A 24,729-nucleotide genomic window follows, 5' to 3' on the forward strand; every position below is an offset into this window, starting at 1 on the left:
TGCCACCATGCGATTACATCGATGTAAATACCCTGGGCGGAGCGAGCCCCGACGCGAGACCCCGTTCGTGACGCCGGATACGATCGGCGGGGCTGAGGAGGACACAGGTGGCGGCAAGGGTCAGGATCAAGGACGTCGCGGCACACGCGGGGGTCTCACCCAAGACCGTGTCCAACGTGATCAACGACTTCGAACACGTCTCTCCCGAGACGCGGGCCGCCGTGCGCGAGTCGATCGAGGCTCTCGGATACCGCGTCAACATCGCGGGCCGCCAGTTGCGGCGCGGCCGGACGGGCATGATCACTCTGGCCGTGCCCGAACTGGACGTCGCCTACTTCTCCGAACTGGCCAAGCACGTGATGGCCGCGGCGGACCGCAGGGGCTGCACGGTCCTCATCCACGCGACCGGCAGTCGCAGGGACCGCGAGCTGTCGGCCCTCAACGGCTTCGACGCCCAGTTCACCGACGGCGTCATCCTCAGCGCCCTGACCCTGCGCCAGAGTGACCTGGACAATCACGAGAAGCACCTGCCCGTCGTCCTGCTCGGCGAGCGGCACACGCCCGGCAGCCTGGACCACGTGGGTATCGACAACATCGCCGCCACCCGCGAGGCCACCGCCCACCTGCTGGCCCGGGGGCGCCGGCGGATCGCCGTCGTCGGCGGATCGCTGCGTGGCAGGCAGGGCACCGACAGACTGCGCACCATCGGCTACACCGAGGCCCTGAAAGCCGCCGGCCTGCCCTTCGACGCCGATCTCGTCGCGCCGGTCGACGCCTTCCACTGGCTCGACGGAGCGCGCGCCGCGGCAGCCCTGGTCGAGCGCCCCGAGCGGCCGGACGCGCTGCTGTGCCTCAACGATCACCTGGCCCTCGGCGCGGTGCGCGCACTCCACGATCGCGGACTGCGGGTTCCGGACGACATCGACGTGGTCGGTTTCGACGACATCGAGGCCTCGCGGTACAGCATCCCGACGATCACGACGGTGGCCCCCGACAAGGAGGGCATCGCCCGGGCGGCGGTCGACCTGCTGCTCGACCGCATCGAGCGACCCGACATGGGGTCGGGGTCGGCGGAGCACGTCGCCGGACATCAGTTGATCGTGCGGGAGAGTTCGGGCGGCTGAGGGGGTCCGCGCGGGAGGCGGGCCGGCACCGGACGTGACCGTTTACATCGATTACATCGAAGTCCGCGAAGCGGCCGCCACTCCCCCGTGACGGCCGCACGTGTCGCGTGTCCAGAGATCGAGGTCGGCGACGGCGACGTGGCGTCCTGGGCCACTGGACGACACCGGCAGAGCCGGCGACGGGATTCGAACCCGCGTTTCCCTCTTGACAGGAGAAGTAGCCGTTGCCTGCGCACCTGGACGACATCACCGTAACGCGGGTGATCAGGAGGCGCGCGGCATTTTTCGGCTGCCGAGCGGGCCACGTCCGGAAGGCCGCGCGCCCGCGTGCGCACGACCCAGGGTTTCCACAATCTCGGGTTCCATGTCGGTCCTGACCAGCTAACTCCCTTACAGAAAAGGGGTGTTCACCAACAGCCGCAGCGATGGCGGGCACGGGGCCTTCAACCGCGAAGGCGACGCCAGGTGCTACGCCCCCGCTCTACGGAAGGCGAGGCCGCGCGGATCGAGCGGTGAAGCGGCGCGTTCAGGGGAAGGAAGAACGCATGACCCGCAGGAGACGTGACTGGCTGCTCTTCACCGGATGGGCGCTGACCGGTGCGGGCTACCTGCTGGCGCTGCTGAGCATCCTCTCGATCGGGATCTTCATCCTGCCGGTCCCGCTGATCGGCACCCTTGTTCTGGCGACGCGTCACGACGCCCAGCGGGGGCTGCCCGGTCTGGTGTCGAGTGCGAGCCTGCCTCTCTTCCTCCTCACCTACCTCAACAGACACGGTCCCGGCACCTACTGCAGTACGTCCGCTCACGGCGGCACCTGCACCGAGGGCCTGCTGGACCCTCGGATCCTGCTGGCCGTCGGCGCACTCGTCCTGGCCGGCGGAGTCACGCTGTTCCTCGTGACGCAGCGACGAACCGCGATCGGCTCCGCCCCACTCCGGTCTCCCTAGCCGGTCCCGTGGCAGCGGCCTACTGGCGGGACGGGCGTAGTTGTAACGTTGCCGGGTGGCGACGAGCGAGGCATACAAGGAGCTGGGCGAGGCGGCGTGGTCGTGGGTGCTGGACCAGGTGCGCGAGGACGAGGGCCCATGGTTCCCGGAGACGGTGTCCGGCAACGGGCGGGACATGACACCGGCGAAGGACCGCGACTCGCTGTACTCGGGCATCGCAGGCCTGGCGCCCGTACTGGCGGAGATCGCACAGCACCGTGAGCTGAGCGACCGGGAACGAACCCTGTCCGACGGCATCGTGGCGAGGCTGTCGGCCGAGGCGAGAGGCCGCGTCGAGCCGTCCCTGTACGACGGGCTGGCCGGCGACGCCACAGCGCTGAAGCTCCTCGCCCCAGGAGAGGAAGCCATCGCCCTTCGGCGTCTGGACGAGCTGACGACATCCGACGGCTGGAAGACGACCACCGAGTTCGAACCGGGCTCCGACGCCCCGCTGAACGACATCATCATGGGGACCGCGGGCGTCGTCATGACGGCGGTCTGGGCCAGGGGCGAGTTCGCCGACGCGATCGCGACGACGGGCGGCGAGGCACTGCTGCGCACGGCCGATCGCACGGAGGCGGGACTGGACTGGGGCATCGCGCCGAGCACCCCGTCACGGGCCCCGAACTACTCCCACGGCACCGCCGGGGTGGCCGCCGCGCTGGCCGTCGCCGGCGCTTCGCTCGGACGGGCGGACTTCGTCGAGGCCGCGGTCGACGGCGCCCGGCACGTGCTGTCGGTGGGCCTGCTCGACGACGACGGCTTCGTCGTCCCGCACACGATCCCGCCGTCCAGGCGTGAGGTGGAGCCGATCACCTACACCTGGTGCCACGGCCCGGCGGGCACCTCGCACCTGTTCTCGGCCCTCGCGCACGCGGGCGTCACGGAGGTGGCCGGCCTCCAGGTCGACGAGCTGCGCCGGCGATGTCTGAACTCCCTCCTCACGTCGGGCGTGCCCGAACGGCTCCGCCCCGGGTTCTGGGACAACGACGGCCGCTGCTGCGGAACCGCGGGGGTCGGCGACGTACTCCTGGACGCCGTGCAGGACTTGGCGGGGACGGACCTGTCGGACACTCTTCTGCGAGGAGCCCGCACGATGGGCGACGCCCTTGGGGAGCGGGCGATCCGCGACGGGTCGGGGGCCCGCTGGCGGTTCCTCGAGTACCGCGACGACGAACCCCTGCTGCCGCCCGGTACCGCGTGGATGCAGGGTGCGTCGGGCATCGCCGCTTACCTTCTGCGGCTCGCCCGGTACATCGAGAACGGCCCGCAGTCTCCTGTCGTGGACCGCCCCGACCAGTGGTGGGCCGTGCCGGCCGAGGTGCGCGTGACGCGTTCGTGAGCCACGGGCCCGGTCAGGTGAGCGCCCCGGACGTAATCGAGGAGGGGCACGTGCAGCTGCGCAACGTCACGCCGGACGATGTCGAGGCCTATGTCCGGATGCGGTGCGACCCCGGGATGATGGCCGACCTCGGCGGCCCGCTCCCGTCGCACGGCATGGCCGACAAGGTGCGCCGGGATGCCGAACAGGCGGCGGGCGACCTGGAGTGGATCAGGATGATCGTTCCCGATGCGGGCGACCCCGGTGTCGTCGCGGGATCGGTGGCCCTGTGGTCGCACGACAGCGCCGACGGGCCGATCTCCGAGATCGGCTGGATGGTCCTGCCCGAGTTCCAGGGGCGGGGTCTGGGAAAGCGCGCCGTGCGCATCCTCCTGGAAGAGGCCCGCAACCAGGACCGCTGGGGCGTGGTGCATGCCTTCCCCGCGACGCGGAACGCGGCCTCGAACGGCATCTGCCGCTCCGTCGGCTTCCGCCTCCTCGACCAGGTCGAGGTGGACTTCGCGGGGCGGGTCATCCACTCCAACCACTGGTCCATCGACCCCGGCAGGGACTTGGCGGGCTGAGTCAGTCCCGCTGGGCCGCGCGCAGCAACTGGGTCACCAGCACGACGCCTCCTGCCGCCGCCCCCACGGCCCCGACGGCCAGGAAGCCGCGGGTGGAACGCCAGGACAGCACCGACCAGCGGGACTGTGCGGAAAGAACGGACCCCGTGCTGAGCCACGAACCCGCCGAGATCAGTGACAAGGACGAGCCGATCGACCCGAAGGACAGGGCACTCCCGATCGACCCCACGGACAGGGCCGAGCCGACCGATCCCACGGACAGCACCGAACCCACCGAGCCGATGGACAGGACGGAGTCCTGCGACCACAAGGACAGCACCGAACCGGAGGAGCCACGACCGACCGACCGTGCGGGCAGTTTTGTCATGAGGTCATCCTGCCCGAAAGCCGTCGTCGACGGTCACCTGTCGACCGTTCGCCGATCGCGGCGTCCGGCGTTCCTGCCTCAGCCGTCGGCCGTGAAAGGGTCGGCCTTCTCGTAGTTGGCCAGGGCCAGGCCGAGGGCGAAGAAGGTCGGCGCCCACTCCCCCACGAAGATGCCCCACCGGTCGGCCCGTTCGATGTTCTCCTGCTTGTTGGACGCAAGCCAGGAGACGAGCGACAGACCGATGGAGCCGAAGGCCGCCGCGTAGGCGTGCTCGCTCTGGACGCCCGCCTCGTGCAGCTTCTTGACGATCATGGTGTTTCCTCTCGTCACCGATCGGCGCCACGCTTTGGCGCGATTTAACCCTTTTCGCGCAACGGGGTGTCGATGGATGCGGAGGACGGAGACGGGCCTGTGGAACGGATGCTCACAGCCTAGGAACGCGGTGCGGCCCCGCTGATGTCCTCGTACATGTGGCCCATCAGCTCGCCCATCTCGCGGACGTCCGAGTCGGGGTTCTCGGCGTTCTGTGCGGCGCGGCGCAACCAGTCCGCGGTCGTCAGCGCGAGCGCGGTGGCGTCCTCCTGGCGGTTGTCGCCGAGGAGTTCCTCGATCCGGAACGCGAGACCGCCCAGCGTCTCGTCGTTGGTCTCGGGGATCAGGTAGCCCCGGAGTCCGGCGGGATAGGGGTTCTGGGCCCTGGCCTGCCGAACGGCGTCGAGTACGGCGCTGTTCTCGCTGTACTGGTCGAGGTGACCCAGCAGGACGTAGATCCGCGCCGTCAGCCGCGGCAGGCCGGGCTGGTGGTCCAGCCAGGCCATCAGCTGCGGCTGGCCGCCGAGGTGGTCGACGAGCGGGGTCAGCGCCTCGACCGACTTGGTGGGGAGGTCCCAGTGGTGGGGGAGCAACCGGGCCACTTCGTCGGCGAGTGCCGCCTCGTCCTCGGTGCTGATCGTGCCGGATATGAACGCGGCGACCTTCCTGTTGTCCAGGACGAACCCGTCCGGCGTGGCCCTGGCGGCGCGTGTCGAGACGCCGTGCCGCCGGCGCAGAAGATCACCGACACTCTTGAGGAGCGGCTTGTCGTGCACGAGACCTCCTGATGAACGCTCCCGAGAGCCGGTCGGCCGAGGTGCGCGGCGGACGGTGCGGCGGCCTCCACGACGCCGCCGACCGGTGCTCCGCGTCGGCACCACCACCGTGCCGCCCGGTCGTGACGCCCGCGCGCTCGGTGGGCCGAACGGGTGGGCCGAACGGGTGCGGGCGCCCGGCGTCGCGGAGCCGGGTTTCCTCGGTCTCCGCCCGCAACCGCCGCGGGGGTGCGCCGGGCCGTGCGGGGTCTCCGCGCGCGCAGGGCGTCGACGAGCGGCGCGCTGAGGAGGCGGCCCGCTCGGGCCCGACGGAGCATAGGGAGGACGGAAGCCGCCGAGCAGTGACGGGAGTGCGCAGGTGGGTGGAGGTCGGGAGCGCCGCAGCTCCGAGGAGTCCGCCGAGGTGCGCCAGGTCGAGGCGCTCAACCGGATGGCGGGGCCCGTCGGTGACGGATCGGGGGATCCGTCGGACCGTCTGCGCGGCCGCGAGGCCGATCTCCTGGTGGGGCACGCGCTGGCACGGGCGGAGACGCTGCGCGAGGCGCTGGCGCTCGTCCCCCGGCTGGCCGACGCCTCGCTGCCGGTGCGCAGCCAGTTGGTGCTGCGGTCGGACCGTGAGCGGCTGCACTGCGTGGCCCAGCTCGGATTCACCGACTGCGGGGTCGACGACTTCCGCGTCATCCTCGGCAGTGATCACCCGGGGGCCCAGGCCGTCCGTACCGGGCGGCCCGTCCTCCTGTCCTCCGCGGACGAGTACCGGAACCGCTTCCCCGTCGCCGGGCAGTCCTGTGAGGTGAAGGGCCACGAGGCCTGGGCCTACCTGCCGCTGACCACATACGGACAGGTCACCGGCGTGTGGGTGGCCGGCTTCAGCGCGCCGATGGAGATGACCGACGGCGTCCGCACGCTCCTGGCCACCGTGGCCCGCCTGCTCGGCCAGAGCATCGAGCGCACGTACACCGACGAAGCCGATCTGGCCCTCTCCCAGAGTCTGCGCAGCAGCATGAGCCGGGTCGGCCCCGGAGTGGACGGCCTCACCGTCGCCGCACGGTACGTGCCCACCGGCGGCGGCCTGATGGTCGGAGGCGACTGGTTCGACAGTCTCAGCCTGCCCAACGGGCGGCTGGGCCTGGTGATCGGTGACGTACAGGGCCACGACGTGCACGCGGCCGGGCTGATGTCCCAGTTGCGTACGGCGATCCACGCCTACGCGGCCGAGGGGCACGGACCCGATGCCGTCCTGGTCAGGGCCTCCCAGTTCCTCGCGGCGCTGGACGAGGACCGCTTCGCCACCTGCATCTACGTGGAGGCCGACCCGGCCACCGGCACCCTGCGCATCGCCCGCGCCGGGCACCCCCACCCCGTTCTGCGGCTCCCGGACGGAACCTGCCTGCTCAAGCACCTGGACGGCGGGCTTCCGCTGGGGCTGAACCTCGGAGAGGACGACTATCCGGTCAACGTCCTCACCCTGAACGAGGGCGAGGTCCTCATGCTGTGCACCGACGGTCTGATCGAGACCGGCGGCCACGACATGTACTCCGGCTGGCTCCGTGTGCGCAACGCCCTCTCCCCCGGCTCGTCCGAGGACCTCGACGGAATGGCGGACCGCCTGCTGAACGCGGTGGTCGCCCCCCAGGAGCCGGGAGACCACCCGCAGCACACGCCGCTCACCGAGGACGACATCGCCCTGCTCCTGCTCCGCCGCGACGCCGGCGAGGCGCGGGTCTCCCCACCCGAGCGCCGGCTCTTCCTCACCCTCGAACAGGACCAGGCGCGTGGCCTGTCCGAAGCCCGGATGGAACTCCAGGGCCTGCTCCACGACTGGGCGAGTCCCGACCAGGTCGACACGGCCGTCCTGCTCACGTCCGAACTCCTCGGCAACGTCCTGGTCCACACCGAGCAGGCCGCCGTCCTGCGGGCCGAGATCAGCGGCGCGTCGGACCACCGCCGGCTGCGCGTGGAGGTCACCGACCGCAGCGACGACGTCCCTCACCGGCGCGCACCCGGCGAGCTGTCCTCCTCGGGCCGCGGCCTGGTCCTCCTCGACCTGCTGGCCCACCAGTGGAGTGTCCGCCCCGAGCCGGAGGGCAAGACGGTCTGGTTCGAGCTCGACGAGGACCGACCCGACCTGCCCGCCTGACCGCCGCGCGGTCTACGCCTGCTGGAGCGCGGGTTCCGGTTCCACCTGCGGCGCGAGGGCCGGCTTCGGACCCGGTGTCGCGTCCCAGCGGCCGGTGGTCCGGACGTAGAGGTGGATCACGGAACCTGTCGCCAGGAGGAGCAGGGGACCGAAGACGTAGGGGTGGCGGGCCATGTCCAGCGGCAGGAAGCGGTACGACACCAGGAGCGCGGTGAACACGACCGCCCCGTAGGTGACGAACTGGACTCCGGCGCGTTCCCAGCCGCGGTCGAACGAGCGCATCGCCGCCTCGATCGTGAGCGCGAACACCGCGCCGGCCAGGAGATCGGCGCCGTAGTGATAGCCGAACCCCAGCGTGGCGGTGAGCGTGGCGACCAGCCAGAAGGCGCCCACCCAGCGCAGGACGCGCGGTGCTCTGCGCGAGTGGATGAAGAGCGTGGTGGCCCAGGCCGTGTGCAGGCTGGGCATGCAGTTGCGAGGAGTGATCTCGTCGAAGGGGACCGCGTGCAGCGCTCCGAGCGGCGGCGCCGTGTTCGGCCACAGATCGGCCACCGCCCACCGGCCGCCCTCGGTGCTGTAGGCGAAGACCGGTCCGACCACCGGGAAGATCATGTAGATGGCTGGTCCGAGCAGGCCGATGACCAGGAACGTACGCACCAGGTGATGGCCCGGGAAGCCGCGTTCGGCGGCCACGTTGCGCAGTTGGTACAGCCCGAAGAGGGCGGCGGCCAGCGGGAGCTGACCGTAGACCGCGTTCAGGACGTGGGTGCCGATCGGATCGGTGGCCATGACCGCGCGGCCCACCAGCCAGGAAGGGTTGCCCAGCGCGTGATCGGCGGTCGCCACGTACGGGTCGAGCACCGCGTGGCGCGTCTTCGACGTGATGAGCAGCCAGGTGTCGCCCGTCTTGTGACCGCCCACGAGGAGCAGGCCGAGCCCGACGCCCTTCAGCAGCAGGGCACGTTCCCGGCCGGTGCGACGTACGAGGGCGACGCCCGCGCAGCCCAGCATCACCCACAGCGCGCCGCTGCCGAAGTTCTGGTCGGCGCCTGCCGCCCAGCGCACCAGGGTGAGGACGACGTCGATGCCGATCGCCGTGCCGGCCGCGACGAACCGTTCCCGCCAGGTGAGCACCACCATCATCAGCGCCAGCCCGGCGTACAGCAGCGGTCCCGAATGCGGGGCCGCCACGAACTCCCGCCCCAGGTTGGTGATCGGCCCGGGATCGCCGTACCTCCGCGCGACGATCTCCAGCGCGATGAGGAATCCCAGGACCGCCGCCCCCGCCGCGCCCCACAGAACCACCTGGGGCTGTCGCCGTACGGCGGACGCGATGCTGCTGCTTGTTCGCGAGGGCTCTCGCGGTGTTCCAGATATCAACTGTTCGGCCGATGTGTTAGGTGGTGGTCATCCCGGCTCACCCTTCCGGCCGGACGGCATGGCGTCCCGGTGAAGGTCGGGCGATCGGGGCGATCACCGTGAGCCCGACGATGTTATCGGAGCGGCACAAGTGGGTTCCGGCGCGCACGCGCGATGCGGGGGCCAATGCGTTCCCGGGCCCTCGACGGCCTGCGACGCGAACGGAATGCTGCCACCCTGGGACACGGCCGGTCTTCTCTGCTCAGGGAGTTCTCATGGCACGGACAGGCAGGGCAGCCCCGGGAGGTCAGCGACCGGGGTTCCGGTCGTGAGCGGCGCTCCGGTCTCCGAGGGTGACTACGGCAAGGACCTGTTCGAACCCGAGCACCCCGAGGAAGCGGAGCGGATCGACGCGGCCGCGCTCGTGTACGACCCGGTCACCGTTCGTCGGTTGCGCGCCCTGGACGCGGCGCCGGGACGCCGTTGCCTTGAGGTGGGAGCCGGAACGGGCACCATCCTTCGCTGGCTGCTGGACGAGGCGGGTGCCTCCGAGGTGGTCGCCCTGGACCGGGACACCAGCGGCCTCGGCTCCCTCGACGACTCGCGCGTGCGGGTGGTCACCGCGGACCTCAGGGACGAGGGCCTGGACCTCGGCGGCTTCGACCTGATTCACGCCCGGTTCGTGCTCATGCATCTGCCCGAACGCCGTCAGCTCATCGCACGGCTCGCGCGATGGCTGAACCCGGGCGGCTGGCTGGTGCTCGGCGACGCCGTGGAGCTGCCGAACGCCCTGGACGCGGATTCGGCCTACCGCCGGACCATGGACGCCATGTGGCAGGCGCTGAGGGCGACCATCGGGACCGACACGTCCACCGTCCCCGCGTATCCGCACTTCCTGCGGGACGAGGGTCTCCAGCACGTCGCCGGAGAGCTCGTCTGCCCGCCGTTGGCCGCGGACCGCCCCCTGGCCCGCTTCTGGTCCGAGACGTGGAACCGGATGCGCCCCGCGCTGGAGGAGACCGGGCTCGTCGACTCGGCCGTGATCGACGAAGCCCTCGCCTACCTGGCCTCCCCGGCTCTGGCCGAGTTCGGACCGGGTATGGCGATGGCCTGGGGACAGCGGCCCTGAGGCCTGAGGACGCGGCCGTCCCGACGACACCCGCCCAGAGTGAGAAGAGACCCTCCATGACCATCACACGCGTTCTCGCGGTCGCCCCGGTGAGTGACATCGAGCGGGCGGTGGCCTGGTACGAACGGCTGTTGGGAAGGCCCGCCGATCTGAGGCCCATGCCCGGGCTCGCGGACTGGCACCTCACGCCCACCGGCTGGATCCAGGTGTTCCAGGACCCCGAACACGCCGGTTCGACGCTGCTCAACCTGAACGTTGACGACCTCGACCGGGCGCTCGCCGACCTCGCCGCACGCGGTCTCACCGCCGGGGCGGTCCAGCCCGGAGCGCAGACCGTGCGGTTCGCCGCGCTCCACGACCCCGACGGCAACCGGATCACGCTGATCGAGAACCCGGTGGAGTGACGCCCACCGCCGTCGCGCGGCGCCCCGGCCCCGCGGGCCCGAGCGGTCAGGCCGGCCGGAACTGCGGGCCGTACGTCTCCTGGCTGCCGGGGATCTGCATCTCCATCAGTTCCACGGCGGGCGACTCCAGTCTCCCCATGCCCCGCACCGCCGCGGTCAGACTGCTCGCACCACCGTCGGCCCACGCGGCGTCGAGCGACTCCAGCACACCGGCGTACGCGCTGTCGAAGGCGCTGATGAGCCGCTGGGCCTCGTCGGGCGGGCTGTCCCAGCCGCCGGCGGGCACCCTGGCCATGGGCCGGGAGTCCGGGAAGGGCACGACGGGTCCGGTGTACTGCCAGCCGTCGTCCTCCTCGCGCAGCTGCCGGCCGTGGTAGATCTCGGCGAACGCGTAGTAGTGGGCCACGTGGTCGTCGCCGGGCGCGTCCGCCGGTGAGCCGGAGCTGCCTTCGCCCTGTTCGCGGATGATGTCGATGGCGTGCTCCACGTCATCGAGCGTCTTCACGGGGGTGAGATCGTCCACACCGACGCGCTGCTGCAACTGCCGGGCCGTGGACAGTTCGGGGGCGGCCGACCGGAACGTCTTCAGCAGCTCCTCGTAGAAGAGGCCGATGCTGAGCGAGTCGTCGCCACTGTCGGTGAGGGGCGCCGCGGGGGCCTCGATGGCCATCATGACGTCGCGCACGAACGGTTTGGTCAGGCCCGACAGGTACACGGTGAGCCCAGGGTGCACCCCGCCGGGCAGCGGGCCCGGATAGACCGGCGCCGCCGCCTTGATGTCGGGCCGGCCGCCCACCGCCACGAGCAGGTTGCAGACGACGCCGAGGTGGTACATCTCGTCGAGCACGACGCGCCGGATCAGCTGGGCGGCCTCGCTCTTGCGGTCCCCGATGGACCACCAGCCGCACAGATACGGCGGGATGGTCGAGAACTCGACCGCCACGGCGATCTGCAGGGCCTCCTGGAGCCAGTCGTCCCGGCGGTGCTTCAGCGGTACGGCGAGCAGGCGTTCCGCTGCCCCTCGTTCGGGGGTGGGAAGCCGTCCTGGCGCCGACCGCTCGGACGCCCGGGCGACCGAGGAGACGGCCACCGGCGCGGTGGCCGCCAGTGCGGCCGATGCCAGGAAACCGCGACGCCCGAGTGCGGTGGACACGGTTTCCTCGGGGGTTCTTCTGGTCTCCGCCACCGCAGCCTCCACGCTCACCCCGACACGGGCCTCACCCGTGGTCCGGGCGGCCACTGACGATCAAGAAGCTAACAGCCGGGGCGCGCCTGCCCCGAGCGCACGGACCGCGTGGCGCGTCCTCCCCCACGGACAGCCCAGCGGCGAACGGATGAGGGTCCGGCGGGCCGCGCACGACGGAAGGAGCGACCCGGACGGGATGCGGTTCGCACGAATCCCGGCCCCGCTTCAGGATGGAAGGGGAGCCGGGCTCACGATCCCGGACGGAGTGGAGGCCGTATGGTTCCCCGAACAGGTAGTTTCCTCATGACAACTGATGGGGGTCGGGGCGGCTTCGGGCTCGCCCCCACGCGGCTCGGAGGAAGAAGCGGGGGCCATGCCAGAAGAACCCGAGCAGGCGCAGCAGGACACAGCTGAGAGGGGCGGCTCCCCGGAGGCCGACGGCTGGCCCAGGGAACTGCACAGTCTCTGGCTGGCGGCGAACGGCGTCCAGGACGTCACCGATCTCGCCCACCTGGTGTATCAGGCCCTGCTGACGCAGCCCGGCGCCGTCGTCGCGGCCGGTGCGCGCTGGGACGCCGAGGGGCTGCTGATCTACACCCGGACGTTGACGACGGCCATGGCCGCGCCCGACACGCACCGGCCGCCGGCCGGTGAGCGGTGGGCCGTCCCCGAGACGTTCCGCCGACGCGGGGCCGCCGTCGAGGGCCCGGTGGTCGTAGAGGACGACGCTCTGACACGGGACGCCGCACTCTGGCCCGGTGACTCGATGCGTGCGTTCGGCGCGGCCGTCACGGTATTGGAGTGCCACTTCCCGCTCGGTGCCGACCGGGCCGCTCTGTGGGTGGGCCTGGACGCGCCTCCCGAGAACCTCCCGGTTCTGCGGGCACGCCTGGAGCAGGTCGCGGAGATCCTGATGGTGAGCAACCACCGCCTGCTGGTCCACCGGGGCCATGAGCGCCGGCAGGTGGAGGACGCGTTCCTCGCCGAGGCGTCGCTCCAGATGGACTCCAGTCTGGACGTCGAGGAGACGCTGCGCCGGGTCGCACGGCTCGCCGTCCCGGCGATGGCGGAGGGCTGCGTCGTCCATCTCTTCGGAGCGGACGGCCGGCTCGCGCCCGTGGCGTGGGCTCATGTGGCGGCACCCGCCCAGACCTGGCTGGCGGAGGTGTCACTGAACGACGCGTGGCTCGGCAAGGCGCTGCGCGGCGCTTCGGAGCAGGCCGAGGGCGCGCTGCTGCGCGGAGCGGACCTGTCCGGCGGCCCGTTCGGCCCCGGCTCCGGCTCCGAGGGGTACGGAGCCGCTGTCCGCGTCCTGAGCATCAGTCCGCTGCGCGCGAGGGGGCGCGCCCTGGGCACCCTGACGTTCCTGCACCACGGCTCCGAGGGCGTCGAGGACCTGCGCATGCTCGGCGACCTGGCCGGGCGTGCGGCTCTGGCCATCGACACGAGCACCCTGTACGAGCAGCGGCGGCGCCATGTGGAGATCCTGCAGCGGCATCTGCTCCCCCGGGCCCTGCCCGAGGTGCCGGGGCTGATCCTGAGCAGTGCGTACGAGGTGGCCGACGAGTCGCTGGAGGTCGGCGGCGACTTCTACGACGCGGTCGTCACCGGTGACGACCGGCTCGCCCTGATCATCGGGGACGTGTGCGGTCGCGGGGCCGAGGCCGCGGCGCTGACCGGTCTGGCGCGGCACACCCTCCGCACACTGCTGGAGGACGGGACTCCGCCGGCGCAGGCCCTGGCCCGGCTGAACCGTGCGCTCATCGCGGAGCGCAGCTCCCGGTTCGTCACCGCGCTGGTGGCGGTGCTGACCCCCGTGCCGGACGGCTGGGAGGTCGAGCTGGCCAACGCCGGACACCCGAGGCCACTGGTGCGCAGCGCGGACGGCGAGGTGGTGGAGGAGCTCACGACCGGGGGCGTACTGCTCGGTGTGCTCGACCGGTCCGCGTACGAGCCGCTCCGTCGGACGCTGGGCCTGGGCGAGTCGCTGGTGCTGTTCACGGACGGGCTCCTCGAAGCGCGCGGTGTGGACGGCACCTTCTTCGAAGAGCACCTCGCGGCAGCCGTCCGACGCAACGGCGGAGGACCGTCCGCGTCCGACCGGTTGATCTCCCTGGCCGCGGAGTTCCGCGCGGCGGGCGACGACGACACGGCCGTACTGATCGCCGAGGTGAGGGAATGACCATGGGGCACGCGGACGAAGGCGGCCGGCGGGTCGACAACCAATGGATCCTCGTGGTGGAGGACTCCGCCGAGGACGCCGAGGCCATCGAGCGGGCGCTGAACCGCACGCACCCGGACCTGCGGCTGGAGTTCACCGACCATGGCGACGGAATCGCCGAACGGCTCCTGGACGCGGCCGAACTGCCGGGCCTCGTCCTGCTGGACCTCAACATGCCCGGCCTGAGCGGGCATTCGGTGCTCAGCGCGATCCGCGGTCATCCGGAGCTCGCCGAGGTCACGCTGATCGTGTTCACGTCGTCGACGGCGCCCGCCGAGGTCGACGCCTGTTACGCGGCGGGCGCCGACAGCTACATCTACAAGCCGGTGAACTTCGCCCTCTTCCGTACCGTCCTCAAGGGCGCGATCGACTACTGGCAGCAGACGAAGGGTCAGGCGCGGCCGGACGCCTCCGTTCCCGGGTCGCCCAGCGTGAAGTAGAACGCCGTGCCCTGCACCGGTTCGCTCTCCAGCCAGAGGCGTCCGCCGTGGCGTTCGACGATTCGTTTCACGACCGCGAGTCCCACGCCGGTGCCGCCTCCGTACTCGGCCGGCCCGTGCAGCCGCCGGAACAGGTCGAAGACCTCGCTCTGGCGGCCCGCAGGGATGCCGATCCCGTTGTCCCGTACCAGGACGGCCTGTTCGCTTCCCGCGCCGTCCTGCGTGGGCACGGCCGCCACGGCGATCTCGACCGTCCGGTCGGGACGGTCGGCGGCGTACTTGGCCGCGTTCACCAGCAGGTTGACGAGGATCTCGTAGAGCCGGTCGGGGTCGGCGCGGACCCGGCCGAGGGTGGCCTCGCGTACGACCGTGACGTTCTCGTCCGCGAGGCGCGGGCCGGCGACCTCGAGGGCGGCGTCGACCACGTCGTCCAGTGCCACGTCGACGCGTTGCACGCCTCCGCGGCCCAACCGGGCGTAGTGCAGCAGGGAGTTGAGGAGTTCGTCCATGCGGCCGGCCAGTCGCTGCATGGTCTCCAGCCGTCGCACGCTGGTCGCGTCCAGGTCGTCCGCCGCGTCCTCCAGGGTGAAGGTGGCGGCGTTCGAGATGCCGCGCAGCGGTTCCTTGAGGTCGTGGGCCGCGGCGTGGGCGAAGGAGTCCAGGTCCACGTTGATCATGCGGAGTTCGTCGTTGAGGCGGCCCAGCTCGTTCGCGTGGCGCAGGACGAGGCCGGTGAGCATGCGCCACATCTCCAGTGCCGCCGACTGGTCCTGGGCGGTCCACGGCAGGCTGCGGCCGCGCATGACGGAACGGAACACCGCGCCCGAGCCGCGGGGCGTCAGCCGTTCCCCGCGGGGGCCGACGCGGACGGGCACCGCGGGGTCGGCGGCCCACTCACGGGGCATCGGCCGCTCCGCGCGGGTCCATGCGAGGAACTCGCCCGACCTGCCGAGCGAGACCATCAGCAGGCCCGCGAGGCCGTCCGGCTCAGCGACCGGCCCGTTCTCGGCGTCGGTATCGGTGCCGGCGTCGGCGTCGGTGTCGGTGGCCAGGAGTTCCGGCAGCCGGTCCGTGGCCCACACCGTGCCGGGCGTCATCAGGGCGGCACGGCGGCTCAGTTCTGATGCCAGCCGGTCCGGGAGCGGCAGTCCGGCGGTGACCACGCGGCCGGACCGGGCGAGGGCCACCCCGTCGGCGTTCGTCAGCCCGCGGAAGGCCTCCTCGTTGCGCAGCAGCGACGCTTCGACGTCGGCGTCGAGGAGTTCGGCGACGGCACCCGCGCGGGCACCGGAACGGGCGAACCCGTCGGCCCGCTCGCGCTCCTCGATCGCGGCCAGTTGCAGGGAGAACGCGGCGCCGAACAGTTCACAGGCGGAGCGGACCTCCGGCGCCAGGACCTTGGGGGCGGCCCCGTGGCAGGCGATGAGGCCCCACAGCCGTCCTTCCCGCATGACCGAGACGGACATGGACGAGCGGACGTCGATGTTGCGCAGGTACTCCAGATGGAATGCGGAGACCGTGCGCAGCGCGGCGCCCGACAGGTCCAGCGGCTGTCCTGTGCTCGGCCTGACCTGGGGGTGGAGGCGGACGGTCGGGTCGTCCACGTCGGTGATGACCCGGATCCAGTTGTCCTGGTAGAGCCGGCGTGCCTGCGGGGGGATGTCGGTGGCCGGGAACCAGAGTCCCAGCCAGGGCTCCCAGGCCTCGGTGACCTCTTCGGCCACCACTTCACCCGGCCCGTCCGGGCCGTCGAAGCGGTAGGCGACGACGCGGTCGAAGCCCGTCAGCGTCCGGATCTCCTTCACGGCGGTGCGGCAGCCGTCCGTGACCGTCGACGCCGACCGGAGCCGGGCCAACGCCCTGCGGACGCCCTGGTAGAAGCCGGAGAAGAGGAACGCCTGCCGCTCGTCACGCGGCTCGAACTCCAGCACCAGCAGCTCGCCACTGCGGTGGACGGACAGGTCGAAGGTGCCGCGCGCGCTGCCCGCGCCGGCCGTCACGGGCAGCGCGGCGGACGGCGCCTCGTCACCGCTCGTCGCCTCCAGTGCCTCGGTCCAGTCGTCGGGTTCCACGACCCGGGTGACGGGGCCGCCGACGAGGTCCTCGGCGGCCACACCGAGCAGCAGGCCCGTGTTCGCCGCCGCCGTGTCGATCACACCGGTCGCCGCGTCGACGGCGAGCAGGGTGCCGTACGACTGGACACCGCCCAGGAGATGGATCGGCTCGCGGACGCACTCCGACAGGTCGAAGCCGCCCGGCACCGCCTGCTCCGCCGCCTGTGCCCGCTGCGACAGCCAGTCATCCCCCACGGGACCGCACCTCCACCTGAGCTGATCGTTCCCGCGCATCCTGCCGCACCGGCCGGGAGACGGCACGCGCGACACCGCCGCGGTGCGGCCCCGGGCTCGCAGCCGGGGATTTCGCCTCTCGGTCGGCACGTGGTCCCGGCGGCGGGGTTCGGTAGTGATCGCCGCCCCTGCGAGGAGCGCCCGGTCCGTCATATCCGGCACTCCCTTCCCTGGGAGCCCGTTCGGCACGCCGCGCCTCCGACCCCGCGACGCCTCTGCTCTCCAGCTAAACTGCGCAGGTAACCTGGACAACCTGAACTGGCGATCCTAGGCTGGAAACCATGAGTGACGATCGTGCGCTGTCGCCTTCAGCAGTCCGCGCCTCACAGTTGGTCAGAGGTGTCATCGGGCGTCTGCGGCGCCGTATCCGCGCCGCCGGGAGCACCGAGGACCTCAGCCTCACCCAGGCGTCGGTGCTGGCCCGCCTGACGGACGACCAAGGGCTCACGACCAGTGACCTGGCGGTCTCCGAGGGGATGCGCCATCAGTCGATGGCGTCCACGGTCGGCGCCCTGGCGGGCCGGGGTCTGGTGGAACGGCGCCGCGACCCCGGGGACGGCCGTCGCCTGCTGATCGCGCTCACCACCGAGGGCCGCCGACGGGCCGAGGCGGGCAGGCAGGCGCGCGGCGAATGGCTCGCAGGGGAGCTGCAGGAGAAGTGCACCGAAGAGGAACGCCGGACCGTGATAGCGGCCATGGCCGTACTGGAGCGACTCGTCAGTGACTGAGCAGAGCACCGCCGTATCCGGCGACACCAGGAAGGCAGGCTTCGACCACCGGCTCCTCCCCCCGATGATGCTGGGGTCGGTCCTGAACCCCGTCAACTCGACCATCATCGCCGTGGCGCTCGTCCCGATCGGCGTCGCGTTCGGTGCCCCGGCCTCGCAGACCGCCTGGCTGGTCTCGGCCCTCTATCTGGCCACCGCCCTCGGTCAGCCGATCGTCGGCCGCCTGATCGACATCTTCGGCCCCCGGCGCCTCTTCCTTCTCAGTACCAGCCTCGTCGGCGTCGCCGGCGTGGTCGGGACGCTCGCGCCGAATCTCGGCGTCCTCATCGCCGCACGCGTCCTGCTCGGCTTCGGCACGTGTGCGGGCTACCCGGCGGCCATGGCCCTGGTGCGCAGCGAGGCCGAGCGGACCGGGCAGGACAGTCCCGCGGGGGTACTGACCACGCTGGCCGTCACCAACCAGACCATCGCCGTGGTCGGCCCGCTGCTGGGCGGCCTGCTGATCGGGCTGGGCGGTTGGCGCTCCACCTTCGCGCTCAACATCCCTCTCGCGGTGGTGGCCGTCGTACTCGGCCGGCTGCGGCTCCCCAAGCAGCCCCGCGCGCGATCGGACGGCCGAGGTGGCCTGGCCTCCCAGGTCGACCTGCCGGGCATGGGGCTGTTCGCGGCCACGCTCTTCTCGCTGCTGCTGTTCCTGATGAACCTGCGCGCCGGCAACTGGTACCTACCGGTGATCACCGTCGCCGCCGCGGTCGCGTTCGCCCTGCGGGAACGGCGCGCGAGGACACCGTTCATCGACCTCCGCGTCCTCGGCGGCAACGCCCCACTGCTGGCCACCTACGGGCGGGCCCTGGTCGCCTACGTCGTGTCGTACGCCTTCCTCTACGGATTCACGCAGTGGACGGAGGAGAGTTACGGGCTCTCGCCGTTCCACGCGGGACTGGTGCAGATCCCGATGTTCCTCGTGGGGGTCGGTGTCTCGGTGACCGTCGGCCGGCGCGCCGGGGTCCTCGGCAAGCTCCTGCTCGGGGGCGTCGGCCAGATCGTCGGCTGCGCGTTGATGCTGACGCTCACCGCGGCGAGCCCGGTGTGGGCGCTGGTCCTCCTCGCCGTCGTCTTCGGCGTGCCCCAGGGGTCCAACAGTCTGGCCCTGCAGAACTCCGTGTACTTCCAGGCCGATCCCGAGCGAACCGGCTCGTCCGCCGGCCTGCTGCGCACCTTCGCCTACGTGGGGTCGATGATCGCCTCCTCGGCCACCGCCGCGTCCTTCGGAGAGCGCGCCAGTACCGAGGGAATGCACCGCCTCGCCTGGATCATGCTCGGCGCGGGCGTGCTGTATCTGCTCGTCACCGTCCTCGACCGGAGCCTGCGCCGGGGCTCGGCCGCCCCGGACGGCCCTTCGTCCGCTCCCGCGTCTCCCACGTCCTCGTAGCGGCGCGGCCTGACGCGCGGGAGGGCAGGCAGGGCCCCTCCGTGCGGATCACCAAGTCCCGTGTGCACGCAGGCGTTCCCGAACCACGTACCCGTCGTGAAAGGCAGAAGCCGTGTCCCGCAGCGCCCTCCTCTCCATGGACGTCCAGCTCAACCACATCGCGCACGTCCCCGACGGCTACCTGCCGGACGCGGTCCGGGCACTGGAGACGGCCCGGACCGCCGAGGTCACCGTCATCCACGTCGCCCTGCGGCTCCGCCCGGGTCACCTCGACGTCCACCCCGCCGACAAGATCTTCGGTGCGCTGCCGTTCCACCTGTTCACCGCCGACGACCCGGGTGCCGCCATCCACCCAGACCTCGCCCCGCGCGGCGACGAGATCGTGGTGCACAAGAACCGCGTCAGCGCCTTCGCGGGCAACGACCTCCGCCAGATCCTCACGGCGCAGGGCATCGATCACCTCGTCCTCGCCGGTATCGCCACCAGCGGCGTCGTCCTGTCCACCGCCCTGGAGGCGGCAGACCTGGACTACCGCGTCACGGTCCTGTCCGACGCCTGCGCCGACCGCGACCCCGACCTGCACACGACCCTGCTCACCCAGGTCCTCGACCGCCGCTGCGAGGTCATGACGACGAGCGGCTGGGCCGACACGCTCACGACCTCTGTCCGACGGACGGCCGGCCCGCAAGGGCGGTCAGCGTAGACAGTCGCTGGTAGATGCGTTTCGAACGTTGTTGAATGCCATGGTGAGTGACTACTGGACGCCCGCTCATCACGCGGTTGAGCACGAGGATGCAGAGGCCCTGGCCCGCTTGCTCGCCAACGGTTCGGATCCCGATGAGATCTTCAGCAACATGACGCTGCTGACGCACGCGATCGATACCGAGGGGGACGGATCCCTGCAGAGCGGTCAGCCGTTGACCGTGCACACAACTGCTGTACTGCTGGCCTTCGGTGCGGATCCTGAACTCGCGGATCCAGACGGTCGCACGCCCTGGGAAATGGCCACCTACTACGCGCATGACCTGGCGGCTCAGCTGTTGCGCACCCACATGAGCAAATGAGCCGCACTCTCTGGAACAGCCCCCACAACTCGTCCTGCGCCAGCCGCTCGACCATCCCCAGCACGGCCCACGGCCTGCCGACTTCACCAAATGAGATGGCCTGTTAGGAGCCCAGGCCTTCGGGTGGGGGGCCCCAGGGCTGTTCGAGGGCGGCCCTCAGTGCCGTGACGGTGTCCTCGCCGATGCGGGCGGCGAGCGCGCGCTCCAGTTGTCCGACCATGGCTTCCGCCCGCTCGTGCGCGGTGCGGCCCTTGGGCGTCCGGCGGATCAGCCGTCGGCGCGCGGACTCGGGGTCCGGGGTCTGCTCCAGCAGGCCGACGGCGATCAGGCTGTGCACCGCCTGATGAGCCGTCTGCCGGGTGACGCCCATGCGCCGGGCCAGCTCGGCCACCGTCGTGCCCTGTTCGTCGAGAACGGTGAAGACGTGCAGCTGGGTCGCGGTGACGGGATCCACGTCCTCGGCCTCCAGCGCCGCGAGCAGTCCCTCGTCGAACCACCGACGCGCGGCGCCCAGCAACTGCGGCAGGTTGCGGCCTGGGCCACCCATACGTTCCTCGCCTCCCCGCGGACCACGGCCCGGGTATTGCACCTCCCGGACCGGCATGTCAGGCTACTTTACACCTATGTCAGGCAGCCTGACATTCGCAGCCCGACATTCCCTGCCGACTCCGAGGAGATCGCATGACCTTCGAGTACGCCACCCGTTACCGCCCCGCCTCGCACCTCCCGCCGGAGCCCGGAAAGCCCTACTTCGTCGAGAAGGGCATGGGCGACAGGGCTCACCTCTTCACCGACCTGTTCACCGTGTACGCGGGCGGCGAGCAGACCGAGAACACCTTCAACTTCTTCACGTGCGAGGGCCCCAAGGGCGAATCATCCCCGCCCACATGCACGCCGACACGTACGAGGTGTTCTTCGTGACGGACGGCGCGGTCCGGCTCTACGTCGAGGAGCCCGACGGCACGCAGCACACGAAACTGCTGACCAGTGGGGACTTCGGCTTCGTACCCAAGAACTGCCCCCACGCCTATCGCATCGAGCGCAACGGCAGCCGCATCGTCGGCGTCGCCTCGGGACCCTCGGGCACCTTCGAGCGCTTCTTCGAGAACCTGGGCACGCCCACGGAGTCGCTCGGACTCCCCCAGGAGCCCTACGTCCCCGAGCCGCAGAAGTTCGGCACCGTGCCCCAGCAGTACGACGTCCGGTTCCTGCCCCAGCACCAGTGGAAGGTCTGATGCCCGCGCCGGACCTCCGCCCGCTGATCGCGCCGCCCCACCCCGGCGTCGCACCGCTCCCGCCGCCGGCACCGGTCGGTGACGGGCTGCGGCTGTACCGCGGCGTCCCGTACGCGGAGGTGCCCGGCGCACGTCCGCTCGAACTCGACCTGTGGCTGCCGGCGGGGACGGGGCCGCATCCGCTGGTCCTCCTCGTGCACGGGGGCGCCTGGCGCAGGGGCCACCGGGGCGACATGGGGTATCGCATGCGTTCGTGGGAGCCGAGTCCGTTCGCCCGCATCGCGGCTTCGGGGTTCGCGGTCGCCTCGGTCGACTACCGGCTCAGCGGCGAGGCCGTGTTCCCGGCCCAACTCAACGACCTGCGCGGCGCCTTCGACTGGCTCTCGGCACGTTCCGACGAACTCGACCTCGACACCGGGAGGACGGTGGTGTGGGGCGAGTCGGCCGGCGGACACCTCGCGGCGCTGTTCGCCCTGGCCGACGACGTACGAGGGATCGTCGGTGCCGTCGTCTGGTACGCGCCGACCGACCTCACCCTGGACGCGGACAACACGCTCAGCCCGGAGGCGCTGCTGCTGGGCGCCGCCCCCTCCGCGAATCCGCGGCGCGCCGTCCTGGCCGGGCCCGTCCAGCAGGTACGTCCGGGAGCGCCTCCCTTCTTCCTCGCACACGGGGAGGACGACTCCATGGTCGGCCCCGAGCACGCGACGCGACTGGCCGCACGACTCTCGGAGGTGGGGACGCCGGTCGACCTGCGGCTCGTGCCGGGTGCCGACCACGTCTGGTACGGCCTGCCCGAGGACCAGGTCGAGGAGGTGTTCGCCGCCTCGCTCCACTGGGCCCACGAACGGGCCGGTGGCCGAACGGATCCGCGCATGATCCGGCCGCCTGCGGCAAAGTGAACCGGAACCGGCCGCAGCGGTAACTGAAGGGGTATCAACAAGCCTACCCAGCAGCCGCGTTGGCGTCGAATTCGGTCAAAGGGGTCGCGATCCGGAGGCCATCGCACAGTGATAGCATTCCCGCGTCTTCGACCTTGATCAACTCGGCTTGCGTGGTGGTCCGAGGTCGGCCTGCTCTTCGTGTAACAGCGGTCATGCAGTTAGCGGATGTGTCGCGGGCCCTTTCGGGGTGTATCTGGCGATGCCTGCATGCCACGCACCAGGAAAGGTTTCCATGAATCAAGACACGCTCATATGGTGTCTGGCCGCGGCAGCGGCGGTCGCCGTCGGCGCAGCCGTGGTCCTCGTCATCCGCAACAAGGCCCTCGGGGCCAGGAGGAAGCAGGTCGAGGCGGCGCTCACCGCGCAGTTGAGCGAGTCCGAGGGCAAACTCGGGCACTCGCGCGCGGAGTTGCAGAAGTTCAGTGACGAACAGGCCGCCGTCATCCAGGAGGCCGAGCGGTCGGCGGAGGAGAGTACCAAGGCCGTCCTCAAGGGCGCGGCCCGCTTCCTGCAGAGCCTCGCCGCCGAGCAGACGACGCTCCTCGACAGCATCCAGCGCAAGTACGGCGGACACGCGGTCCTCTCCGACCTCCTGGACGTCAACCACGCCAACGCGCAGATGGCCCGTAAGGCCCAGGGCATCGCGGTCATGTGCGGTGCCCCGCTCGGCCGCCGCAACCAGCCCGCCAGCGTGTACGACGTCGTGCGCAGCGCGCAGGGGCAGATCCGGAACTTCCACCGCGTCCAGATCATGCAACAGAGCGGCATCGCGCTGAAGGCGTCCGCCGTGGCGCCCGTCGCACTCGCCGTGGCCGAGCTGCTTGACAACGCTGCCAGCTTCTCGCAGCACGACGCACCGATCGAGGTGACGTTCCAGCGGGTCCAGAGCAACCTCTGCATCGTCATCGACGACGCCGGCGTGAGCATGAGCGACGAGGACCGGCAGAAGGCGACCACGCTGCTGTCCGGCGAGTCCGTCCCGCGCCTGTCCGAGCTGGGCACCCAGCCGAAGTTCGGCTTCCCGGTGGTCGGCCTGATCGCCCGTCAGTACGGCTTCAAGGTGGACGTCACCGGGGTCTCCCGGTACGGCGGCGTCCGGGCCGTCGTCCTGCTGCCCGAGGAGTTGTGGACCGTGGAGGAGACCCCGCCGACCCCGAAGGAGGCCCCCGTCACGAGGATCCGCCGGGTCGAGAGCCGGGAGGAGCAGCCCGCGACGCGTACGTTGCATGGTCTGCCGAAGCGGGCGGACCGTCAGGAGCCCGTCGCGAGCCTCACCGACGACGAGGACACTCCGCCGGCCCGGACGCCCCGCAGGACCGCCCGCGGCTCCGGCGGGCTCGGTGCCCTCCAGCGTGGCACTCTCTCCGGCCGCGACCTCGCAGTTCCCTCGCCCGAAGGGTCCGAAGACGCATGACCACAGACATGTCGTGGATGGTCCGGGACATCGTGGACAACGTCCCCCGGGCACGGCACGCCGTGGTGCTGTCCGCGGACGGCATTCCCCGCGGGTCCACGGACGGGCTGACCCCGAAGGACGTTCGGACCATCTCCGCCGCCATGGCCGGCATGCAGTCGCTGAGCCGGGCCACCGCGCACTTCGCCGGCCCGGCCGAGGAGCGGCGGTGGAACCAGACGGTCATCGAGTTCTCCCACGGATGGATCTTCCTCATCGGCGCGGGGCAGGGTGCCTACCTGGCCGCCGCCGCGGAACCCGACGTCGACCTGCAGCAGATCTCGTTCCGTATGCACCGCCTCGTCGCCCGGCTGGGCGACAACCTCACCTCACCGCCGCGGGTGAGCGCCGGTGACCCCCGCAGCGACGACGCGGCCGCCCTGCGCGAGGGGACGGGCTCCTCGGGGTTCGTGCTCGCCGCGCTGGACCAGGCCATCGCCGATGTGCCGGGCGCCCGGCACGCCGTACTCCTCGGGTCGGACGGGCTCCCGCGGGGCGCGACGTCCGGGATGAGCAAGGACCTCGCGGACACCATCTCCGCGGCCATGACGGGCATTCACGCCTACAGCCGTGTCACCTCGCAGTTCGCGGGTGGCCTGAAGGACGCCGAGTGGCGTCAGACGGTCATCGAGTTCCAGCACGGCTGGATCTTCCTGATCGCGGCCGGTGACGGCGCGTTCCTCGCCGCGTCCGCCGACCACGACTGCGACATCGAAGAGTTCACCGCACGTCTCGAGGACGCCGTTCCCACACTGCTCGCGAAGCGGGCACCCCAGGGAGAGAGGGCCGACGATGCATGACGGACCGGACGACGAACTGGAACTGACGGCGCCCTTAGTCCCCCTGTTCGTGATCACGGGCGGACGCGAGCTTCCCGCGGACCACGAGTACGAGCACACCACCTTGGTCACCGCCCACGAGGACGCGCCCGGTGCGGCGCCCGTGCTGTCCCCCGAGGCACGCAAGGTGCTGGACCTCGTCGCGGACGGGTTCCTGTCCGTGGCCGAGGTGTCGGGCCACACGCACCTGCCGATCGGCATCGTGCGCATCCTGCTGGCGCAGTTGGAGGAGAACGGCCTCATCCTCGTGAGGAAGCCCGTGCCCCGCGCCGAGAGTGTCGACCGCGAACTGCTCAGCGCCGTGCTCGACGGCCTGCGAACCCGATTCGGAGCGTGA

General features: G+C 71.1%; 26 protein-coding genes. 19 read left to right on the plus strand and 7 right to left on the minus strand.

Translation table 11 applies throughout. The features are described from left to right. The first annotated feature begins 107 nt into the window (after positions 1 to 107). From ABZT74_RS24290 to ABZT74_RS24305, 4 genes are all read left to right on the plus strand, one after another. On the plus strand, positions 108 to 1,124 hold the full coding sequence (locus ABZT74_RS24290) for a LacI family DNA-binding transcriptional regulator (protein WP_356175522.1): 1,017 nt from the start codon (positions 108 to 110) through the stop codon (positions 1,122 to 1,124). A 545-nt stretch (positions 1,125 to 1,669) separates the two neighbouring features. Next, a complete protein-coding gene (locus ABZT74_RS24295) occupies positions 1,670 to 2,071 on the plus strand; it encodes a hypothetical protein (RefSeq protein ID WP_356175525.1) in 402 nt (133 codons plus the stop codon). Between the two features lie 55 nt (positions 2,072 to 2,126). Next, positions 2,127 to 3,452 carry a lanthionine synthetase LanC family protein gene (locus ABZT74_RS24300; protein WP_356175528.1) on the plus strand — a complete coding sequence of 442 codons (1,326 nt, stop codon included), beginning with the start codon at positions 2,127 to 2,129 and terminating at the stop codon, positions 3,450 to 3,452. Positions 3,453 to 3,502: 50 nt separating this feature from the next. Then, the gene (locus tag ABZT74_RS24305) at positions 3,503 to 4,015 is read left to right on the plus strand and encodes a GNAT family N-acetyltransferase (RefSeq protein WP_356175531.1); all 513 of its coding nucleotides are present in this window, start codon (positions 3,503 to 3,505) and stop codon (positions 4,013 to 4,015) included. Position 4,016: 1 nt separating this feature from the next. On the opposite strand, the gene ABZT74_RS24310 is transcribed toward ABZT74_RS24305, so the two are convergent. The 3 genes from ABZT74_RS24310 to ABZT74_RS24320 form a co-directional block, all read right to left on the minus strand. Continuing rightward, positions 4,017 to 4,382, minus strand: a complete 366-nt coding sequence (locus tag ABZT74_RS24310; protein ID WP_356175533.1) for a hypothetical protein — start codon at positions 4,380 to 4,382, stop codon at positions 4,017 to 4,019. Between the two features lie 78 nt (positions 4,383 to 4,460). Next, positions 4,461 to 4,694, minus strand: a complete 234-nt coding sequence (locus ABZT74_RS24315; protein ID WP_355876001.1) for a hypothetical protein — start codon at positions 4,692 to 4,694, stop codon at positions 4,461 to 4,463. Positions 4,695 to 4,813: 119 nt separating this feature from the next. After that, a complete protein-coding gene (locus ABZT74_RS24320) occupies positions 4,814 to 5,470 on the minus strand; it encodes a hypothetical protein (protein ID WP_356175536.1) in 657 nt (218 codons plus the stop codon). A gap of 358 nt (positions 5,471 to 5,828) precedes the next feature. On the opposite strand from ABZT74_RS24320, the gene ABZT74_RS24325 reads away from it, so the two are divergent. Further along, the gene (locus ABZT74_RS24325) at positions 5,829 to 7,610 is read left to right on the plus strand and encodes a SpoIIE family protein phosphatase (protein ID WP_356175539.1); all 1,782 of its coding nucleotides are present in this window, start codon (positions 5,829 to 5,831) and stop codon (positions 7,608 to 7,610) included. 12 nt (positions 7,611 to 7,622) lie between these two features. On the opposite strand, the gene ABZT74_RS24330 is transcribed toward ABZT74_RS24325, so the two are convergent. Beyond that, positions 7,623 to 8,915, minus strand: coding sequence for a phosphatase PAP2 family protein (locus ABZT74_RS24330; protein ID WP_356175540.1), 1,293 nt, complete (start codon positions 8,913 to 8,915; stop codon positions 7,623 to 7,625). 382 nt (positions 8,916 to 9,297) lie between these two features. Here ABZT74_RS24330 and ABZT74_RS24335 point away from each other — a divergent pair, with 382 nt between their 5' ends. Together ABZT74_RS24335 and ABZT74_RS24340 are read left to right on the plus strand one after the other, a co-directional pair. After that, positions 9,298 to 10,098, plus strand: coding sequence for a class I SAM-dependent methyltransferase (locus tag ABZT74_RS24335; RefSeq protein WP_356175544.1), 801 nt, complete (start codon positions 9,298 to 9,300; stop codon positions 10,096 to 10,098). Positions 10,099 to 10,154: 56 nt separating this feature from the next. Beyond that, complete coding sequence (locus tag ABZT74_RS24340) at positions 10,155 to 10,502, plus strand: VOC family protein (protein WP_355876016.1); 348 nt, start codon at positions 10,155 to 10,157, stop codon at positions 10,500 to 10,502. Between the two features lie 46 nt (positions 10,503 to 10,548). Here ABZT74_RS24340 and ABZT74_RS24345 read toward each other — a convergent pair whose 3' ends face one another. Further along, the gene (locus ABZT74_RS24345) at positions 10,549 to 11,655 is read right to left on the minus strand and encodes a ferritin-like protein (protein WP_356269288.1); all 1,107 of its coding nucleotides are present in this window, start codon (positions 11,653 to 11,655) and stop codon (positions 10,549 to 10,551) included. Between the two features lie 406 nt (positions 11,656 to 12,061). On the opposite strand from ABZT74_RS24345, the gene ABZT74_RS24350 reads away from it, so the two are divergent. After that, on the plus strand, positions 12,062 to 13,870 hold the full coding sequence (locus tag ABZT74_RS24350; RefSeq protein WP_356175549.1) for a GAF domain-containing SpoIIE family protein phosphatase: 1,809 nt from the start codon (positions 12,062 to 12,064) through the stop codon (positions 13,868 to 13,870). A 2-nt stretch (positions 13,871 to 13,872) separates the two neighbouring features. Next, positions 13,873 to 14,349, plus strand: coding sequence for a response regulator (locus ABZT74_RS24355; protein WP_356175630.1), 477 nt, complete (start codon positions 13,873 to 13,875; stop codon positions 14,347 to 14,349). On the opposite strand, the gene ABZT74_RS24360 is transcribed toward ABZT74_RS24355, so the two are convergent. After that, positions 14,301 to 16,658 (minus strand): ATP-binding protein, encoded by a 2,358-nt coding sequence (locus ABZT74_RS24360; RefSeq protein WP_356175552.1) that lies wholly within the window; start codon positions 16,656 to 16,658, stop codon positions 14,301 to 14,303. The genes ABZT74_RS24355 and ABZT74_RS24360 overlap by 49 nt on opposite strands. Positions 16,659 to 16,978: 320 nt before the next feature. On the opposite strand from ABZT74_RS24360, the gene ABZT74_RS24365 reads away from it, so the two are divergent. The 4 genes from ABZT74_RS24365 (at position 16,979) to ABZT74_RS24380 (ending at position 19,921) form a co-directional block, all read left to right on the plus strand. Beyond that, positions 16,979 to 17,425, plus strand: coding sequence for a MarR family transcriptional regulator (locus tag ABZT74_RS24365; RefSeq protein ID WP_356175555.1), 447 nt, complete (start codon positions 16,979 to 16,981; stop codon positions 17,423 to 17,425). Positions 17,426 to 17,489: 64 nt separating this feature from the next. Further along, a complete protein-coding gene (locus ABZT74_RS24370; RefSeq protein WP_356438090.1) occupies positions 17,490 to 18,857 on the plus strand; it encodes an MFS transporter in 1,368 nt (455 codons plus the stop codon). Between the two features lie 112 nt (positions 18,858 to 18,969). Further along, positions 18,970 to 19,560 (plus strand): cysteine hydrolase, encoded by a 591-nt coding sequence (locus ABZT74_RS24375; RefSeq protein ID WP_356438033.1) that lies wholly within the window; start codon positions 18,970 to 18,972, stop codon positions 19,558 to 19,560. Positions 19,561 to 19,603: 43 nt separating this feature from the next. Further along, positions 19,604 to 19,921 carry an ankyrin repeat domain-containing protein gene (locus ABZT74_RS24380; RefSeq protein WP_356438036.1) on the plus strand — a complete coding sequence of 106 codons (318 nt, stop codon included), beginning with the start codon at positions 19,604 to 19,606 and terminating at the stop codon, positions 19,919 to 19,921. 103 nt (positions 19,922 to 20,024) lie between these two features. On the opposite strand, the gene ABZT74_RS24385 is transcribed toward ABZT74_RS24380, so the two are convergent. Continuing rightward, positions 20,025 to 20,468 carry a MarR family transcriptional regulator gene (locus tag ABZT74_RS24385; RefSeq protein ID WP_356438039.1) on the minus strand — a complete coding sequence of 148 codons (444 nt, stop codon included), beginning with the start codon at positions 20,466 to 20,468 and terminating at the stop codon, positions 20,025 to 20,027. 134 nt (positions 20,469 to 20,602) lie between these two features. Between ABZT74_RS24385 and ABZT74_RS24390 the strand changes: the two genes are divergently transcribed. The 6 genes from ABZT74_RS24390 (at position 20,603) to ABZT74_RS24415 (ending at position 24,729) form a co-directional block, all read left to right on the plus strand. Then, positions 20,603 to 20,842, plus strand: a complete 240-nt coding sequence (locus tag ABZT74_RS24390; RefSeq protein WP_356438041.1) for a hypothetical protein — start codon at positions 20,603 to 20,605, stop codon at positions 20,840 to 20,842. After that, positions 20,809 to 21,156, plus strand: a complete 348-nt coding sequence (locus ABZT74_RS24395; RefSeq protein ID WP_356438044.1) for a hypothetical protein — start codon at positions 20,809 to 20,811, stop codon at positions 21,154 to 21,156. Before ABZT74_RS24390 ends, ABZT74_RS24395 begins: the two co-directional genes overlap by 34 nt. Then, a complete protein-coding gene (locus ABZT74_RS24400; RefSeq protein WP_356438048.1) occupies positions 21,156 to 22,058 on the plus strand; it encodes an alpha/beta hydrolase in 903 nt (300 codons plus the stop codon). Before ABZT74_RS24395 ends, ABZT74_RS24400 begins: the two co-directional genes overlap by 1 nt. 274 nt (positions 22,059 to 22,332) lie before the next feature. Beyond that, on the plus strand, positions 22,333 to 23,514 hold the full coding sequence (locus tag ABZT74_RS24405; protein ID WP_355876034.1) for an ATP-binding protein: 1,182 nt from the start codon (positions 22,333 to 22,335) through the stop codon (positions 23,512 to 23,514). Continuing rightward, positions 23,511 to 24,353, plus strand: a complete 843-nt coding sequence (locus ABZT74_RS24410; RefSeq protein WP_356175573.1) for a roadblock/LC7 domain-containing protein — start codon at positions 23,511 to 23,513, stop codon at positions 24,351 to 24,353. The genes ABZT74_RS24405 and ABZT74_RS24410 overlap by 4 nt, the downstream gene beginning before the upstream one ends. Beyond that, a complete protein-coding gene (locus ABZT74_RS24415; RefSeq protein WP_355876040.1) occupies positions 24,346 to 24,729 on the plus strand; it encodes a DUF742 domain-containing protein in 384 nt (127 codons plus the stop codon). Before ABZT74_RS24410 ends, ABZT74_RS24415 begins: the two co-directional genes overlap by 8 nt.

Origin of the sequence: Streptomyces sp. NPDC005302 (genome assembly GCF_040607345.1) — a bacterium.
In the GTDB taxonomy this organism is placed as follows: Bacteria; Actinomycetota; Actinomycetes; order Streptomycetales; family Streptomycetaceae; genus Streptomyces.

Bases quoted from the DNA above. Each gene is read 5' to 3' on its own strand.
- ABZT74_RS24295 (WP_356175525.1), top strand. From the start codon at position 1,670: ATGACCCGCAGGAGACGTGACTGGCTGCTCTTCACCGGATGGGCGCTG.
- ABZT74_RS24310 (WP_356175533.1), bottom strand. From the start codon at position 4,382: ATGACAAAACTGCCCGCACGGTCGGTCGGTCGTGGCTCCTCCGGTTCG.
- ABZT74_RS24315 (WP_355876001.1), bottom strand. From the start codon at position 4,694: ATGATCGTCAAGAAGCTGCACGAGGCGGGCGTCCAGAGCGAGCACGCC.
- ABZT74_RS24340 (WP_355876016.1), top strand. From the start codon at position 10,155: ATGACCATCACACGCGTTCTCGCGGTCGCCCCGGTGAGTGACATCGAG.
- ABZT74_RS24350 (WP_356175549.1), top strand. From the start codon at position 12,062: ATGCCAGAAGAACCCGAGCAGGCGCAGCAGGACACAGCTGAGAGGGGC.
- ABZT74_RS24355 (WP_356175630.1), top strand. From the start codon at position 13,873: ATGGGGCACGCGGACGAAGGCGGCCGGCGGGTCGACAACCAATGGATC.
- ABZT74_RS24365 (WP_356175555.1), top strand. From the start codon at position 16,979: ATGAGTGACGATCGTGCGCTGTCGCCTTCAGCAGTCCGCGCCTCACAG.
- ABZT74_RS24370 (WP_356438090.1), top strand. From the start codon at position 17,490: ATGATGCTGGGGTCGGTCCTGAACCCCGTCAACTCGACCATCATCGCC.
- ABZT74_RS24385 (WP_356438039.1), bottom strand. From the start codon at position 20,468: ATGGGTGGCCCAGGCCGCAACCTGCCGCAGTTGCTGGGCGCCGCGCGT.
- ABZT74_RS24390 (WP_356438041.1), top strand. From the start codon at position 20,603: ATGACCTTCGAGTACGCCACCCGTTACCGCCCCGCCTCGCACCTCCCG.
- ABZT74_RS24395 (WP_356438044.1), top strand. From the start codon at position 20,809: ATGCACGCCGACACGTACGAGGTGTTCTTCGTGACGGACGGCGCGGTC.
- ABZT74_RS24400 (WP_356438048.1), top strand. From the start codon at position 21,156: ATGCCCGCGCCGGACCTCCGCCCGCTGATCGCGCCGCCCCACCCCGGC.
- ABZT74_RS24405 (WP_355876034.1), top strand. From the start codon at position 22,333: ATGAATCAAGACACGCTCATATGGTGTCTGGCCGCGGCAGCGGCGGTC.
- ABZT74_RS24410 (WP_356175573.1), top strand. From the start codon at position 23,511: ATGACCACAGACATGTCGTGGATGGTCCGGGACATCGTGGACAACGTC.
- ABZT74_RS24415 (WP_355876040.1), top strand. From the start codon at position 24,346: ATGCATGACGGACCGGACGACGAACTGGAACTGACGGCGCCCTTAGTC.